A 15,846-nucleotide genomic window follows, 5' to 3' on the forward strand; every position below is an offset into this window, starting at 1 on the left:
TCGGTGGGGAAACATAAATTTATTTATATGGAACCGGTATGAAAAATATGGAGGGGTAAATGCGTAAAAAAATTCTTTATTGCGCGACCGTGGACTATCATTTCAAGGCTTTTCACCTTCCGTACATGAAATGGTTTCAGGAGCAGGGCTGGGAGGTCCATGTCGCAGCCCGGGGAGATATGAAGCTTCCCTATTGCGACAGGAAGTACAACATCAGCATGGAAAGGTCTCCTATAAAGCTTGGAAATGTTAAGGCATACAGAGATCTAAAAAGGATCATGGACCAGAACGGATACGATATAGTCCACGCCCATACGCCGATGGGCGGGGTATTAGCCAGACTCGCCGCCAGGGACGCCAGAAAGTCCGGCACAAAAGTTCTTTACACTGCTCACGGTTTCCACTTCTACAAAGGATCTCCTCTAACCAACTGGATTGTATATTATCCGCTGGAGCGATGGCTGTCCCATTATACCGACTGCCTTATAACCATCAATTATGAAGATTACCGCCTGGCATCGAAACATAAATTCAAAGCGGGAAGCATAGAGCATGTGCACGGGGTGGGGGTTGACACCGTGCGCTTTAGCCCGGTAAGCCATAGTGAAAGAAACAGGCTTAGGGAAAGGCATGGATATAGAGAAGAAGACTTTTTGCTGTATTATGTGGCGGAGCTCAACAAAAACAAAAACCAGGGGCTGCTTATAAAAGCTGTGGCCAAAGCCAGGCATAAAATACCGACTATCCGGCTTTTGCTGGTTGGTGACGGCCATATGGGCAAATATTACAGGAAGCTGGCAGAAAAGCTTGGTGTCAATGATGTGGTTGATTTTCTGGGATTCAGGAAGGATGTGGATGAGTTCGCAAAAATGTGCAATGTGGCAGTGGCCGGCAGCTTGAGGGAGGGCTTACCGGTTAACATAATAGAGGCGATGGCCTGCGGCAGACCAGTCATAGCCAGGGACAACCGGGGACACAGGGAACTGGTTATGGATGGTGTGACCGGCCGACTGGTCTCGGAAAACTCTGCCGACAGGTTTTCCCAATATATTATAGAGCTTTATGAGCATAGGGATAAAATCGAGTTTATGGGCGAAAAGGCACGGGAGCGTGTATTGAACACATACAGCCTGGACAGCGCTGCAGGGGAAATGATCCGAATATATCAAAGATATGGGTGTGAAGCTGATGAAGCCGTTGGTCAGTGTGATAGTACCTGTGTACAATGTGGAGGAATATCTGCCGGAATGCCTGGACAGCATCCTGTCACAGACATTAAGAAAAATTGAAATTATTGCTGTTGACGACGGATCTACCGATAACAGCGGCAGCATTCTGGATGATTATGCAAGAAAAGATAAGAGGCTGAAAGTAATTCACAAGGAGAATGAAGGGGTTTCCGAAGCAAGAAATGAGGCATTAAAGCATGTGCGGGGCAGGTTTGTAGGGTTTGTGGATTCCGACGACTGGATAGACAGGGAAATGTATGAGGTCATGTACCGGATGGCGGCGGACAAAAAGATGGATATAGTTATGTGTGGCTATGTAAGGGAATTCGCCGGTCACTCCCGGGTGAAGAACATGGGCATTAAGGATGGTACCGTAATTAAAGGGAAAGACGGATGCAGGCAATTTTTGCGCAAAATGATAGGCCCTGCTGCTGGAGAAATACCGGTTACGGAGAGCCTTGACATGCACGGCGTAATATGGAACAAGCTTTACGATGCGCGTCTCTTAAAGGATATTGCATTTTGCTCCCTGAAAGAGATCGGCAGCTGCGAAGACCTGCTGTTCAATTTATATGCCTTTAATAATGCCGAATCCATCATGTTCATTGACATGCCTTATTATCATTATAGAAAAACTTCCCGGGTTTCTGTCACCGGCCGGTACAGGCCCAACCTGGTGGAGCAGAGAAAGAGATTGATAGATCTGATCCATGACTTTCTTTGTCAAAACGGCTATGCTCCAGTGTTTTATGAAGCCTTGAACAACAGGATCTGCCTGGGGGTAATGGGGCTGGGACTTAACATAATTGCCAAGGATAACAAAGCCGGCTGCATTAAAAAGGTCGGACAGATGAGGGAAATGCTTTCGGAGGAATATATTGCAAACGCCTTCAGCAAGTTTGATATTACAGAGCTTCCCCTGCACTGGAGAGTGTTCTACCGGTTTGCGAAAAACAAGAATGGCATGGGCTTTTATATCATGGTCAAGGCCATAAAGCTATTGATAAATATCGTAAGATGAGTCGGGGGTAATGTATGGAGCCGATAAGGGTATTGCAGGTGGTTACCGTCATGAACCGCGGGGGCGCTGAAACCATGCTTATGAACATATATAGGAACATTGACCGCAGTAAAGTTCAATTTGATTTTTTGACCCACAGGCTTGAGGAAGGAGCCTATGATCAGGAAATTCAGGAGTTGGGAGGAAGAATATTTAGATTTCCGCCCATCAGGCCTCAACGGTATGCAAGATATTTCAGAGAACTGGATGAAATTTTTTCCCATCATCCGGAATACAGGATTGTCCACTCGCATATAAATGAGAACAGCAGCTTTGTCCTACGGGCTGCAAAAAAGGCAGGAGTACCGGTAAGGATAGCTCATAGCCATACCAGCAATCTACCTTTGGATTACAAACTGCCTTTCAGATACTACGGCAGATTTTTTTTCAGGGAAAATGCCACCCATTGCTATGCCTGTTCGACTGAGGCAGGAAAGTGGCTGTTTAAAAGATATGCCGCACAAAACAGCGGAGTTGAGATATTAAAGAACGGAGTGGATTATGACACCTTCAAGTACGACCATGAGGTAAGAAGTAAACTGAGAAGGGAAATGGAGCTGGAGGATAAATTCGTGGTCGGGCACGTGGGACGGTTTGACAAGTCTAAAAATCACGCCTTTTTGCTGGAGGTATTTAAGGAGATTCATAACGTCAGGACGGATTCAGTTCTGCTGCTGGCAGGGGATGGATATCTGAGACCTAATATCCTAAAGAAAATCGAAAAGCTGGGGCTTACAGGTTCGGTAAGACTTCTGGGGATGCGCAGCGATGTTGCCCGGCTGTTGCAGGTCATGGACATTTTCTTATTTCCATCGATTTTCGAAGGCCTGCCGATGGCGTTGGTCGAAGCCCAGGCTGCCGGACTTGAGTGCATCGTTTCCGACGCAGTTTCCAAAGAGTCGGATATCGGGGCAGGCCTGGTCAGATTTGTGAGCCTTAAGGAGCCTCCTAAAGCTTGGGCTGAAAAAGCGCTGAACGTAAGCTTGAACCGTGTGGATTCAAAGGAAGCCTTGATAAAAAGCGGATTCGACATTGTCCATATATCACGGTCAATACAGGACTTCTATATACATAACGCGGAGAATTACGGTGAGCTCGGAGCAGTTGATGTGCTTCCGGGCAATGCGGGTGCATAGAGGTGGTCATGTATGAAGCCTACACTTACTGTTTTCACACCTACATATAATAGGGCGTATATCCTTGGACGCTGCTATGAGAGCATGAAAAGGCAGACTTGCAAGGATTTTGTCTGGCTCATTATAGATGACGGCTCCACGGATAATACAAAGGAGCTTGTGGATGGTTGGATTTCAGAAGGCAAGGTGCCAATACTGTACCATTACCAGGAAAACCAAGGCATGCACGGAGCTCACAACACTGCTTATGAGCTTATTGATACGGAGCTCAATATATGCGTTGATTCCGATGATTATTTAGCCGATGATGCGGTGGAGAAAATCGTAACCTTCTGGAAGAGATATGGAAGCGATAAAGTAAGCGGTATTATAGCTTTGGATGCCCGTACGGATGGAAGCATCATCGGGAGCCGTCTTCCGGAGCGGGTCAGAATGGCAACTCTTTTCAGCATATATAATGTTTATGGGGTCAAGGGAGACAAAAAGCTTATTTACAGGTCCGAACTTACCAAAAAGTATCCCTATCCTGTGTTCCCGGGGGAAAAGTATGTAAACCTGGCCTATAAATATGCCATGCTGGACAAGGAATATGAGCTGTTGATCATGAACGAGGTGGTCTGCTATGTAGAATACATGGATGACGGTTCCACAAAGAACATGCTGAAGCAATATCTTAAAAACCCTAAAGGTTTCGCCTTCTGGAGAAAGGAAGCGATGAAGCTGCCGTATGGAAGCATGTTCTACAAGTTCAGACAGGCCGTGCATTATGTATCCAGCAGTTTTATCTCAAAGAATCCGGCTTTCATTAAAGAGTCACCCTGCAAGCTCCTTACTATCCTGGCAATCCCTTGGGGCATGCTGCTGTATGCATATATCCTGTGGAAGGTAGACGGAATGAAAAAATCCTGTTGAAGGGATGATGAGGCAAAATGAGAAAAGAAAAAGGGAGAGCCTTAAGAGCTAAAAGATCCGAAATAGGCGGAATAACCGAAAAAGTGAGAGGACCCGGAATAACTGAACAGGAGGAGGGAGCCGGGATAAACGCAAAAACCGAAAGAACCGGAAGAAAAGTGAGGATTTTGCAGGTCACCGGAGGTATGAACATCGGTGGTGCGGAAACGATGCTGATGCATCTTTACAGGAAGATTGACAGGAGCAGGATCCAATTCGATTTTGTGTCCTTTACCACGAACAAATGCCACTATGATGATGAGATCAAGGCATTGGGCGGACGGATATTCTATGTTGCACCTCCCAATGTATCAAATCCGGTAAGGTTTGTAGCAGATATGAAGGATATAATCGAAAGATACGGTCCGTATCATGCTGTTCATGCCCACACCCTTTTCAATTCCGGTCTCGCCCTGCTGGCTGCAAGGCTGGCTGGAGTGAGGACGAGAATTTGCCACTCCCATAACACGCAAGGAGATCATGGACACATATTTATAAGAAAGATTTATTTTATACTGATGAGGATTCTGATAAAACTGAACGCCACCGAAAACGTAGCATGTACAAAAGCGGCAGGCCGGTTCCTGTTCGGAGAAAAATCCCTTATGAAAGGGAAGGTGGATATTTTATACAATGCTGTGGATCTGGCACCCTATAAATCCGTTAAAATTGATGAAATAAACGATTTGAAAGCGAAATTGGGTATTGGTGAGGGCACCCTGGTGCTAGGGCATGTGGGTAAGTTTGGAGAACAAAAAAACCACGCATTCTTGGTTAAATTAGCTGAATTCCTAGTCGGCAGAGGACTGGACTTTAAGCTTGTGCTGATAGGAGAGGGAGATTTAAGGGAGCGCATTGAAAAGGAAGTAATGGATAAAGGGCTGGATGGATATGTAAAATTCTTGGGAGTTCAGAGAAACATCCACCTGTACATGCGCATGTTTGACATATTCGTCTTTCCATCGTTGTATGAAGGGCTGGGGATAGTTCTCATAGAAGCACAGGCAGCAGGCACTCCCTGTGTCATATCCGATACCATACCTGATGAGTGCGATATGGGGTTGGGACTCATAAAAAAGGTTAGCCTTGGGGACAGTCTGGATTCATGGTACGAAGCAATAATCAGCAGCCTGAAAAGGGAAAGGATTCCTCCGGAGGCTACCACAAAGGCCATATCAGAAAATGGATACGATTTGAGGACTACCGTAAAGACTCTTTACAATATCTATGGCTTGCAAATGTGATGGGGCAAAAGCACAGCTAAACCAAGGCGCACATGGATAGAGTAAAACCGGCCCAGCTATGTAGTTGTGGATTGGCATCGGCTGATATCAAGTGCTAAGAGTAAAGTTCAGCAGCATGTTATCTGCAGTCATTTATCCTATATAATTTAGGAATGAATTCAGCTAATAATGGATGCATTGATTGTGTAGAAAGGATTCATACTTAAGAGCATAGCTGCAAGGCACCAAAGTACGTATAAACGACTGGAAATGACCTGTGAGACAAGACTTCACAGTGTACAGGCAAACTCGGTGATTTTAGGCAATACCGTATGTGCTTTGAATCCTTTCGGAACAACAATCATCCATTTCAATTAGCTGAATTCAAACTGATTTTATATAAATCATATATGATGCATGTGCTCAAAATGCTCATGAAAGAGTGCCACACACTTCAGAAGAAAGGTGCATATATGATATACGTTTATTATGGAGCTTTAGCTATAACCTATGTGATTGCTTACCTGGGAGCTAACAGTAAATATAACTCGCCGGTATTGTCAAGGGTGAGCAAGCTTTTGATATTTGCTGTACTTGTGATAGTATCGGGATTCAGATCAGAATACAGCATCGGGGATACATCAGCCTATGCCCACTCCTACAGGCTGCTGGCATCAAACCCTGAGATCGATATCCGATCCAGAGATGCAGGTTTTGGCCTTTTGATGCTTGCTTTGCTTAAAATATCAGACAACCCTCAGATTCTCATATTTACTACAGCCTTTATTACAAATCTTTTTATTGTTTTGACGCTCTATAAATATGCAAAACCCTTTGAGCTTGGCATATTTTTGTATTTCGGAACAGTGCTTTATTATGTCAGTATGAATGGAATCCGGCAGTCGATGGCAGGAGCCATATGTTTTTGGGCTGTAAAATTCATATTGAAAAGGGATGGTTTAAAATATTTTCTTGCGATATTGGTGGCATCCACGTTCCATCAGTCGGCTCTTTTGCTGCTGCCGGTTTATTTTCTGGCCGGGAAAAAAGCTTGGAGCAAAACTTTTTGGGCTATTGTGGGGATTTCCACAGGGTTGGTGGTGGTATTCAGGCCTTTCATAGAATTTTTTGTAAAGCTGGTGGAGAAAACATCCTATGCCGGCTATGGCCAGGATATACTCAATAACAGCGCTTCCACCAATATACTCAGGATTTTTGTAGCGCTGATACCCATAGTTATGGCTTTCATTGTCCGGGACCGGCTGCAGAAGGAATGGCCGGAAAGCAGCATCTTCATTTTTATGTCCCTGTTCAACCTGATATTTTATATGTTCAGCACCCAATACCTGTATTTTTACAGGCTTTGCATATATTTTGATCTGTTTAACCTGGTGCTCATACCACGGTTGCTGGCTTTCTACCCGCGGAAAAAGAGCGTTGTGATCTATGCCGGAATCATCGTCTTCTATCTGGCTTTCAGTGGGTACCAGGTTGTCGGTTGGAGCGACTATTATAGGAATGTCCTGTTTAATTAGTACTGCATTGCTGCGATGGAAAACAATCACGATAGCAAAATTAGGTTGATGTATGCGAATATTGCTTACATTCCTGTATAAAGTTGATTCTTCAATTTAAGCAGTAGATTTGCGGTTGTGCTATTACACGAGCAGCTTGGGACAACAATAGCTGTATGCTGGTTTCTTCCTGCATTAACTGAAAGAGCAAGATAGTTATTTTATATATGATCGGAGGACAGTATGGTGCAAATTCTGATATCTGCTTTCGATATGGAGATAGGCGGGGTTGAAAGAAGCCTTATAAGCTTGCTGGAGAGCTTTGATTACGGCAGATTTGATGTCGATCTTATGCTTTTCAGGCATCATGGGGAATTTATGGACTTACTGCCGGAAGGCCCCAACTTGCTTCCTGAAATACCGCAATATGCCTCTTTCAGAAAGCCTGTATCCGAAGTGCTGAGAAGCGGACATCCGGCAATTGCTCTCTCCCGGATAGCGGCTAAATATTTGGGACATTTGGCTGCCATCCGGAAGGGTTACAAGGAGTCAGGCCTTATTCCGATGCAGCTGGGATGGAAATTTTCCCTCCCGGTGCTTCCGCGGCTTAAAAAGCAATACGATGTCGCCATCAGTTATTTATGGCCTCATTATTTTATTGCACAAAAGGTCAATGCCAGGAAAAAGATAGCGTGGGTGCACACGGATTATTCATGCCTGGAGATTGACAACAAACTGGATGCGGAAATGTGGGGAAAGTTTGACCGGATAGCAGCTGTTTCTGACGGGTGCAGGACAGCATTTCTAAAAAGGTATCCCCAGTTTGAGGAGCGCACGGTGGTCATTGAAAATATAACCTCTCCGGATTATATAAGAAAAATGGCCAAGGAGGATGTATCCGGAGAGATAAATGATAATGACCGGGACATCAAGCTGGTAACGGTGGCAAGGCTTGCCTTTGCCAAGGGGATTGACGACGCTGTAAGGGCATGCAGAGTGCTGCTGGATCAAGGATATAAGGTTAAATGGTATGTTGTCGGATATGGATGCGAGGAAGCTTGCATCAGGGACTTGATCAGAAACCTCGGCCTGGAGGATAAATTTATTTTGCTGGGTAAAAAGCTCAATCCCTATCCGTATATAAAAGCCTGTGACATATATGTTCAGCCGTCCCGTTACGAGGGAAAGGCCGTAACCGTAACCGAAGCCCAGGTGCTGGGGAAGCCAGTTTTGATCACCAACTATCCCACAGCTGCCAGCCAGGTGAGAGATGGCTTTGATGGAATCATCACAGAGCAGGGAGTTGACGGCATTGTGAAGGGGATAAAGCTTCTGATTGACAATCCCGGAATGAGAAGGAAGCTGGAGGAAAATACCTTGAGTACAAGTTATTTCAATGTCTATGAAATAGAGAAATTATATGGATTGATGGAAGCATGACGGTATAGGATCACCGACATTTTGACAAAGGCATTCTGTGAAAAATGTGATATGGAGCTATCATAAGGCAAGCCGGGAGGAAATACCCATGGAAAAGGCAAAAAAGATAGTAAAAGGACTGCTTGATGAATGCAGGCAGAGGGGAGCGTATTACTTTTTCATAATGTATCTTACAAACAGCATAGCGATTTTCAGAGCTTTGATATACAAGATGCTTTATTTCAGAAATATAAAAGGAGGCCTTTACTTTTTGGGGGCGAGAAGCAGGATGGATGTATACTGCAAAAAATCAAAGATTACCATAAATCCCTTTGTATTCATAAGAAAGAATGTCACCATCCGGGTGGATTTCGACAGCGAGCTGGTTCTGGGGGAGAAGGTTTTTATCAATGATAACTGCAATATAAACTGTGTAAGAAGGATATCCATCGGCAGTTATACAAAAATAGGGCAGAATGTTTGCATATACGATCATGATCACAATTACCGGAAAGAGACAACTGACAGGCTGCTTACCGGTGAAGTGGTAATAGGAAGCAATGTGTGGATCGGTTCCAACGTTGTCATCCTTAGGAACACCCATATAGGAGACAATGCGGTGATTGCTGCGGGCAGCATAGTTAAAGGGGATGTGCCGCCCAACTCTGTTTTTCTTAATAAAAGGCAAAGGGAGATCATCCCATATGAATGAGATAAAAGATTCACCTTTTGATGGGCAGATGCAATCCAATCAAGGACTTCCTTATCCGCAACGATGGCTTTTTCTGGTTTTTCAGCGTCGATTAAGTCACAACTCAATGGAATTTATCGGTACATGTCCGCATATTATAGCATATGTATTGAAATGTTATCTGCGGCACAGTTAAGGTGGTTTATGAAAAAAAGATTATTGTTTGCAATGAACAATCTCGGGTGCGGTGGAGCTGAAAAAAGCCTGGTTACACTGCTGAACTGCATTGATTACTCCTCCTTTGAAGTGGATTTGTTCCTGTTTGATGCCGATGGATTGTTCCTGGAGCTGGTGCCGCCGGAGATTAACCTCCTTCCGGGCCCTGAGTATTGGAAGGTAATGAACAGTTCCTTTGCGAGTTCCATGAAGACTCTGGCAAGGCAAGGAAGGCCTGACCTCATGTTGTGCAGGGTGATGCAGGCAGCATTGTGCAGGACATTCAGTTCCCCGGAGCGGGTGGAGCAGCACTTGTGGAGGTATGTCCGGAGAGCTTTGCCGGCATTGGATCATCAGTATTATGCCGCCATAGGGTATATGGAAAAGAACCCGGTTTATTTTATCGCAGACAAGGTGAAGGCCAGCAAAAAAATCGGATGGGTCCATACAAACTATTCCCGGCTTGATATAAATAAAAGGATTGAAGACAGGTATTTTTGCAAGCTGGATTATATAGTTACCGTTTCGGAGGAATGCGCCAGGGTGCTGAAAGACATGTTTCCTGCCCATAAGGACAAGGTGATGATAATTGAGAACATCCTGCTGCCGGAACTGATCAGAAGGATGGCGGGTATAAAGGAGATGGATGAAATAAAAGAAACAGAGGAGCTCAATGGAGTGAAAGGGGAGAAAGAGCCACAGGAAGCCGAAGGGGAAGCAGAAGTAAAAGAGATAAGGACAGAAGAAGCAGAAAATGCTAAAGGGACAGCAGAGATAGAGGTAATAAAAGAAACAGGGAAGGAAGTAGAAGATAATGAGGCAAAGAGGGTAAAAGAAGGGAAGAAAGGAATGGCAGCCCAAGCTGCCCTCAAAAAACCGGTGAAGCTGGTTACTGTTGCCCGGTTGGCTTATCCCAAAGGAATAGATATGGCGCTGGAGGCCTGCCGACTGCTGATAAACGGTGGACATGAGGTTATCTGGAGAGTTATTGGTGAAGGTCCCCTTAGGGCAGAGCTGGAGAAAAAGATAAAGGAATACAATCTGGAGAAATACTTCCTGCTGGAAGGCTCAATGCAAAATCCTTATCCTTGCATGAAAAATGCGGATATATATGTGCAGCCTTCGAGGTATGAGGGCAAATCCATTGCCGTTGAAGAAGCCAAGGTGCTTTGCAGGCCTGTTGTGGTTACCTGCTATGGTACAGTTAAAGACCAGATCAAGGATAAGGTTAACGGGCTCGTGTCGGATATGAGCCCGGAGGGGCTCTGTGAAAGCATAAAGCTTTTAATGGGCAGCAAAGCCTTGAGGGATTCGCTTGTATCCAATTTGCAAAAGGAGAGCAGCGGAAACAGGAGTGAAATTAACAAGCTTTACAGGTTGATAGAGGGGTAGAAACCAGTGGTTGACGTTAAGAGGAAAAATATAAAAGTGAGCGTTGTTATGCCGGTTTTTAATGCCGAAAGATATTTGCCTGAAGCGGTGGATTCCCTGCTAAACCAGACGTTGGAGGGTATGGAAATAATACTGGTAAATGACGGCTCCACCGATGGCAGCGGCAGAATTGCGGAGGAATATGCTTCCCGGCATGAAAATGTGACTGTTATACATCAACAAAACCAGGGTGTCAGCGTAGCCCGCAATGCCGGTATAGCAAGAGCAAGGGGTGAATACATAGGTTTTGCGGATGCGGATGACTGGTTGGAACCAAATGCCTATGAGAGAATGTATGAAGCGGCAAAAGCATATAATTGTGACATAATATCCTGTGACTTTTTCACGGTAAATCCCGGAGCAATGTCCCGGAAAGTCAATACCTTTCCATTTGATAAAGGCAGATGCATATATACGGATGGAATACGGAAGGAGATCCTGCCCTTTTTTATCAGGAGCGATGCCTTTGCTTCCCCGTTTAATAAAATATACCGGCTTGATTTCATAAAGAAAAACGGGACTCTGTTCCCTGAAGGCATCCGGATTGGTGAGGATTATCTGTTCAACATGATGGCTTTTACCAGGGCATCGACTTTTTTTCACATACCTGAGGCTCTGTATAACTATCGCATTGTTGAAGGAAGCGCAACAAACAATATCAGAAACATTGGCATAGATAACTATATCAGTTTATTTTCTCTAAAGAACTCCATCATTAGAGAATGGGATTTTATCAGTTTTGAAGCCAAGAGGGAGCTGGCAGCTCAATGGTTTGTCAACGCAGCTCTTACACTTATCTGCCGGAAAATCTACTACGGAGGAATGTCAGGAATTATTGAAGCTCGCCGCCTTACGGGCGATAGGTTCATAAGAGACAGGATAAAAGAGCTGAGTCGGCCTTTATTCTATGAGAGCCGCTTTATGAACTATGTTTTTCATGCTCTCTACAGCAAGTCATGCCTGAAAATTGCTTTAGCTGTATATTATGTAAAGTATATAAGCCCATTGGTGGCGAAGATGAGAGGTAATGGTGATGAAAAAAAGGCTGCTGTTTGTAATAGATAGCCTGGGTTTGGGAGGAGCGGAAAAAAGTCTGATAAACCTGCTTCACAGCCTGGATTATGAACAGTATGAGGTTGACCTGTTCCTCTTTTATAAAAAGGGCATGTTTTTAGATCTGCTTCCGTCCCAGGTAAAGGTGCTGGAACATACAAGGGAATGGGCGGCTTTCCAACTGCCATTTTTAAAATCCCTGGCAAGCTTGGCGGCATATTTAAGGTTTGACCTCGCTTATCATAGGGCTATGCTTTCTATAAAGTCAAAACTGTGCCGCATGACCCAGCCCAGGCAGCAAAAACTCTGGAATCATTTATCTCCGGCTGCTCCCTTCATTTATGATGAGTATGACGCGGCAATAGGATACCTGGAAAAATACCCGGACTATTTTATTGCGGAAAAAGTCAATGCGAAAAAAAAGATTGGATGGATACATATAGATTACATAGCTTACGGTCTGAATTCTGAGTATGACAGACCCTACTTTGAAAAGCTGGATTACATAGCCGCTGTGTCCGACTCCTGTGTTGAGGCTTTAAAGCAGTGCTTTCCGGATATGGAAGATAAATTTGTATTGGTGGAGAACATTTCATGTCCCAAGCTGATAAAGGAGATGGCGAATCATGCGGCAGACATCGATGCAAAGGATACCTTGATTGTTACGGCGGCAAGGCTGGCAGAACAGAAAGGGATAGACTTATCTATCGAGGCTGCGCGGCTTTTGCAAAAGGATGGCTATGAATTCCGGTGGATTATATTGGGGGACGGACCTCTCAAGGAGGAGTATTCCAAAAGGATTATCAAATATGGCCTGGAAGGAAAATTCATCCTGAAAGGTGCGGTTCCCAATCCATATCCGTATATGAAGGCTGCGGATATTTACGTGCAGACTTCGCGCTTTGAAGGCAAATCCCTATCCATAGACGAGGCTAAAATACTGGGAAAACCCATAGTGGCAACCCGGTTTCCTACCGTATATGACCAGATTCATGACGGTTTGACGGGAATCTTGTCCGATATCGATGCAATAAGCATATATGAAAAAATCAGGTTTTTGATAGACAACCCAGATGCAAGGCAAGCATTGCAGAATAACCTTTCAAAAGAGAAGACCGATTATGAGAGTAAAGTGAAGGGGTTTTACCGCCTCATCGGGTAACAGGAACAAAGGATGGTGGAATCAGTGAGCAAAACCAGGATATTGATGTTTGGACACGGGGGATATGGCAACCGCGGATGCGAAGCAATCGTCAGAAGCACAGCAAAAATGATAGCCGACAGCTTCGAATACCGGGAGATTAAATTAGCCTCTCATGATTTTGAGAAGGATTCGCAATCAAATCCGGCTCAAATTGATATGCATATTCCCCATAATACGGCAATTGACAGGTATACATGGCCATGGCTCAAATATGTGTTCTATAACCGGGTGCTGAAAGACTATGAGGCCTCCTTTGAGATTTCCCAAAGGGAAGTCATAGATGCGGCAGCTTCCAGTGACATATGCCTTTCGGTCGGAGGAGACAATTACTGCTATGGAGAACCACTGCATCTGTATGCCCTGGATCGGGCAATAAAGAGGATGGGAAAAAGACTGGTATTGTGGGGAGCTTCCATAGAGCCTGGCAGTGTAAGCGAGCGGATGAAGGAGGATCTGGGGCAGTTTGATGCTTTGTTTGCAAGGGAGTCGGTTACATATCATGAACTAAAGAGGCTGAATATAAGTAAAAACATATTTCTATACCCGGACCCGGCATTTAGTATGGAAAAGGAAGACGTACCGCTACCGGCAGGATGGAAAAGCGGCAAAATGGTGGGAGTGAATTTAAGCCCCCTTATTATGAATTATGAGAGCCGGAAAGGAATGGCTTTTGCATCGGTTTCAAAGCTGATTGATGAAATCATACATCTCACGGATTTTAACATCGCCCTTATTCCCCATGTGGTCACTGAAAAAAGCAGTGATTATGCTGTGTTGAAGATGCTGTATGACAGATACAGGGACAGCGGGAGGTTGGTTCTTGTGGGTGACGGCTACACAGCTCCCCAATTGAAAGGCTTGATTTCCAAGTGCAGGATTTTTGTGGGGGCGAGAACCCATTCCACCATAGCAGCATATTCCTCTTGCGTGCCTGCCCTTGTACTGGGATACAGCGTTAAGTCCAGAGGGATAGCCCGGGACATTTTTGGTGGGGAGCAGAACTATGTGCTGCCGGTGCAGGAGATGAGCAAGCCGGAACAGCTTTGCAAGGCTTTCAGGTATTTTTTAAAAAACGAGCACAACATCCGAAAACATTTGGAAAAGGTCATGCCCGCATACATAAAAAATGCAGGTGAAGCGGCCGTAATGCTGAAACAGGTAGCAGCAGGAAGGGGCAGGTTGTAAGCATGAAGAGCAGACTTTCCGTCAATATGATGGCGAACATGGCATCCTTTGCCATATCACTGCTGATATCCATGTGGCTTACTCCGTATATCATCAACTCCCTGGGAGCTGAGGCATATGGATTCATACCTCTGACACAGCAGCTGGTAAATTACATGTCGGTGATGACTGTCGCTTTAAACGGTATGGCTTCACGCTTTTTCACCTATGCGGTAAAATCCGGGGATAGAGGTTTAGCGGAACAGTATTTTAATACCTCCCTGGTATCCTCCTCCGTATTGGCTGCTTTTATCGTGATTCCTCTGGCTTTAATGACTTGCTTTATAGATAAAATAATGAATGTGCCGGATTACCTGCTTTCCGACGTGCAAACAAGCCTTGTCCTTTACGGTGCCGTATTTATCCTTTCTTTGATGGGCACGGCCTTTGGAATGGCGATGTTCTGTGAAAACAGGCTTGACATAAGCGGTATACTGAGCAGTGGTAATACGGTGCTGAGGTCTTTGGCCATACTCCTGCTCCTTTATATGTTTGCACCGAAAATGTGGTTTGTAGCCCTGGGAACGCTTATAGCCTCGGCAATTTTTTTTGTCCAGAATATATATTTTTTCAGAAAGCTGCTGCCGGACATATCTTTTCGCCCATCCAGGTTCGACTTGGCCAGGCTTATGGAGCTGTTGTCCTCCGGAATATGGAATTCGGTAAACTTCGTCGGGGCCACCCTTTTTTTGCAGATCGATCTTTTGGTGGCAAACTGGGCTTTGGGAGCCAAAGCGGCAGGGGAATACTCGGCGCTGCTCCAGCTTTCAAACCTTCTCAGGGGGTTTGTGGCTTCGGTGATTGTAGTATTCAACCCTACCATGGTGGATCTGTATGCACGTAAAGATATACATGGCCTGGTGGAGTACTCCAACAAAGCGGTTAAAATCACGGGAATTATGATGGCTCTGCCTGTCGGCCTCGCCTGTGGTTTTGGCGGCCAGCTCCTGGCTTTGTGGCTGGGGGAAGGATTCAGGGATTATGGCTTCCTTTTCGGCCTCATGACGCTGCACCTTTCCGTCAACCTTTCTGTTCAGTCTCTTTTTGGCATATTTTCTGCCGCCAACCGGGTGAAGATACCGGCTATCGTCACTTTGGCAATGGGCATGGTCAATTTTACCCTGGCAGTGGCTCTCAGCATGGCCTTGGACATGGGAGCCTTCGGGATCGTCATTGCCGGCATGACTGTATTGACTGCAAAGAACCTGGTATTTACCCCTATATACAGCTCAATTATTACTAAGCAGCCGCTGACTGCCTATTATAAGGGAATATTAATGCCAGCTGCCGGAGCAGCTTTTGTTGTTTTGACAGGGGCAATATTACAGAGGATGTTTCCTGTGGAAAGTTGGTTTGGGCTTTTTTCATTATCGGGGGTTGTATCAGCCATATATTGCATAATGATATTTTCTGTAGTACTGGAGGAAGGCGAACGCAGGAAAGTGAAATCCATCATGCTGCAAATGTTCAATGTTCACCGGAAGGAGGTATAGGT

13 protein-coding genes are annotated in these 15,846 nt (G+C 45.0%); all 13 read left to right on the forward strand.

Annotated elements, in window-relative coordinates:
* The first annotated feature begins 59 nt into the window (after nt 1-59).
* The 13 genes from CDO33_RS04140 to CDO33_RS04200 all read left to right on the forward strand — a co-directional run bounded on the left by CDO33_RS04140 (nt 60) and on the right by CDO33_RS04200 (nt 15,844).
* The gene (locus CDO33_RS04140) at nt 60-1,289 is read left to right on the forward strand and encodes a glycosyltransferase family 4 protein (RefSeq protein ID WP_103079968.1); all 1,230 of its coding nucleotides are present in this window, start codon (nt 60-62) and stop codon (nt 1,287-1,289) included.
* Nucleotides 1,189-2,250, forward strand: a complete 1,062-nt coding sequence (locus CDO33_RS04145; RefSeq protein ID WP_161496418.1) for a glycosyltransferase family 2 protein — start codon at nt 1,189-1,191, stop codon at nt 2,248-2,250. The genes CDO33_RS04140 and CDO33_RS04145 overlap by 101 nt, the downstream gene beginning before the upstream one ends.
* A gap of 14 nt (nt 2,251-2,264) precedes the next feature.
* Nucleotides 2,265-3,425, forward strand: a complete 1,161-nt coding sequence (locus tag CDO33_RS04150; protein ID WP_103079966.1) for a glycosyltransferase family 1 protein — start codon at nt 2,265-2,267, stop codon at nt 3,423-3,425.
* 12 nt (nt 3,426-3,437) lie between these two features.
* Complete coding sequence (locus CDO33_RS04155) at nt 3,438-4,337, forward strand: glycosyltransferase family 2 protein (protein WP_103079965.1); 900 nt, start codon at nt 3,438-3,440, stop codon at nt 4,335-4,337.
* Nucleotides 4,338-4,354: 17 nt separating this feature from the next.
* Nucleotides 4,355-5,620, forward strand: coding sequence for a glycosyltransferase family 1 protein (locus CDO33_RS04160; protein ID WP_103079964.1), 1,266 nt, complete (start codon nt 4,355-4,357; stop codon nt 5,618-5,620).
* Nucleotides 5,621-6,009: 389 nt separating this feature from the next.
* Nucleotides 6,010-7,134: an EpsG family protein gene (locus tag CDO33_RS04165; RefSeq protein WP_161496685.1), complete on the forward strand. Its 1,125-nt coding sequence runs from the start codon at nt 6,010-6,012 to the stop codon at nt 7,132-7,134.
* A 222-nt stretch (nt 7,135-7,356) separates the two neighbouring features.
* Nucleotides 7,357-8,553 carry a glycosyltransferase gene (locus CDO33_RS04170; protein WP_103079962.1) on the forward strand — a complete coding sequence of 399 codons (1,197 nt, stop codon included), beginning with the start codon at nt 7,357-7,359 and terminating at the stop codon, nt 8,551-8,553.
* Between the two features lie 88 nt (nt 8,554-8,641).
* Nucleotides 8,642-9,244, forward strand: a complete 603-nt coding sequence (locus CDO33_RS04175) for an acyltransferase (protein WP_202849464.1) — start codon at nt 8,642-8,644, stop codon at nt 9,242-9,244.
* A gap of 183 nt (nt 9,245-9,427) precedes the next feature.
* Nucleotides 9,428-10,831 carry a glycosyltransferase gene (locus CDO33_RS04180; protein WP_161496416.1) on the forward strand — a complete coding sequence of 468 codons (1,404 nt, stop codon included), beginning with the start codon at nt 9,428-9,430 and terminating at the stop codon, nt 10,829-10,831.
* Between the two features lie 6 nt (nt 10,832-10,837).
* Entirely contained in the window at nt 10,838-11,935 is a 1,098-nt protein-coding gene (locus tag CDO33_RS04185) for a glycosyltransferase (RefSeq protein WP_103079960.1), read from the forward strand.
* Complete coding sequence (locus CDO33_RS04190) at nt 11,904-13,085, forward strand: glycosyltransferase (protein ID WP_161496415.1); 1,182 nt, start codon at nt 11,904-11,906, stop codon at nt 13,083-13,085. Before CDO33_RS04185 ends, CDO33_RS04190 begins: the two co-directional genes overlap by 32 nt.
* Before the next feature lie 24 nt (nt 13,086-13,109).
* Nucleotides 13,110-14,312, forward strand: a complete 1,203-nt coding sequence (locus tag CDO33_RS04195) for a polysaccharide pyruvyl transferase family protein (RefSeq protein ID WP_161496414.1) — start codon at nt 13,110-13,112, stop codon at nt 14,310-14,312.
* A gap of 2 nt (nt 14,313-14,314) precedes the next feature.
* A complete protein-coding gene (locus tag CDO33_RS04200; protein ID WP_103079957.1) occupies nt 14,315-15,844 on the forward strand; it encodes an MATE family efflux transporter in 1,530 nt (509 codons plus the stop codon).
* The last annotated feature ends 2 nt before the right edge of the window (nt 15,845-15,846 follow it).

The sequence above is a fragment of the Clostridium thermosuccinogenes genome (assembly GCF_002896855.1).
Taxonomy (GTDB): Bacteria; Bacillota; Clostridia; order Acetivibrionales; family DSM-5807; genus Pseudoclostridium; species Pseudoclostridium thermosuccinogenes.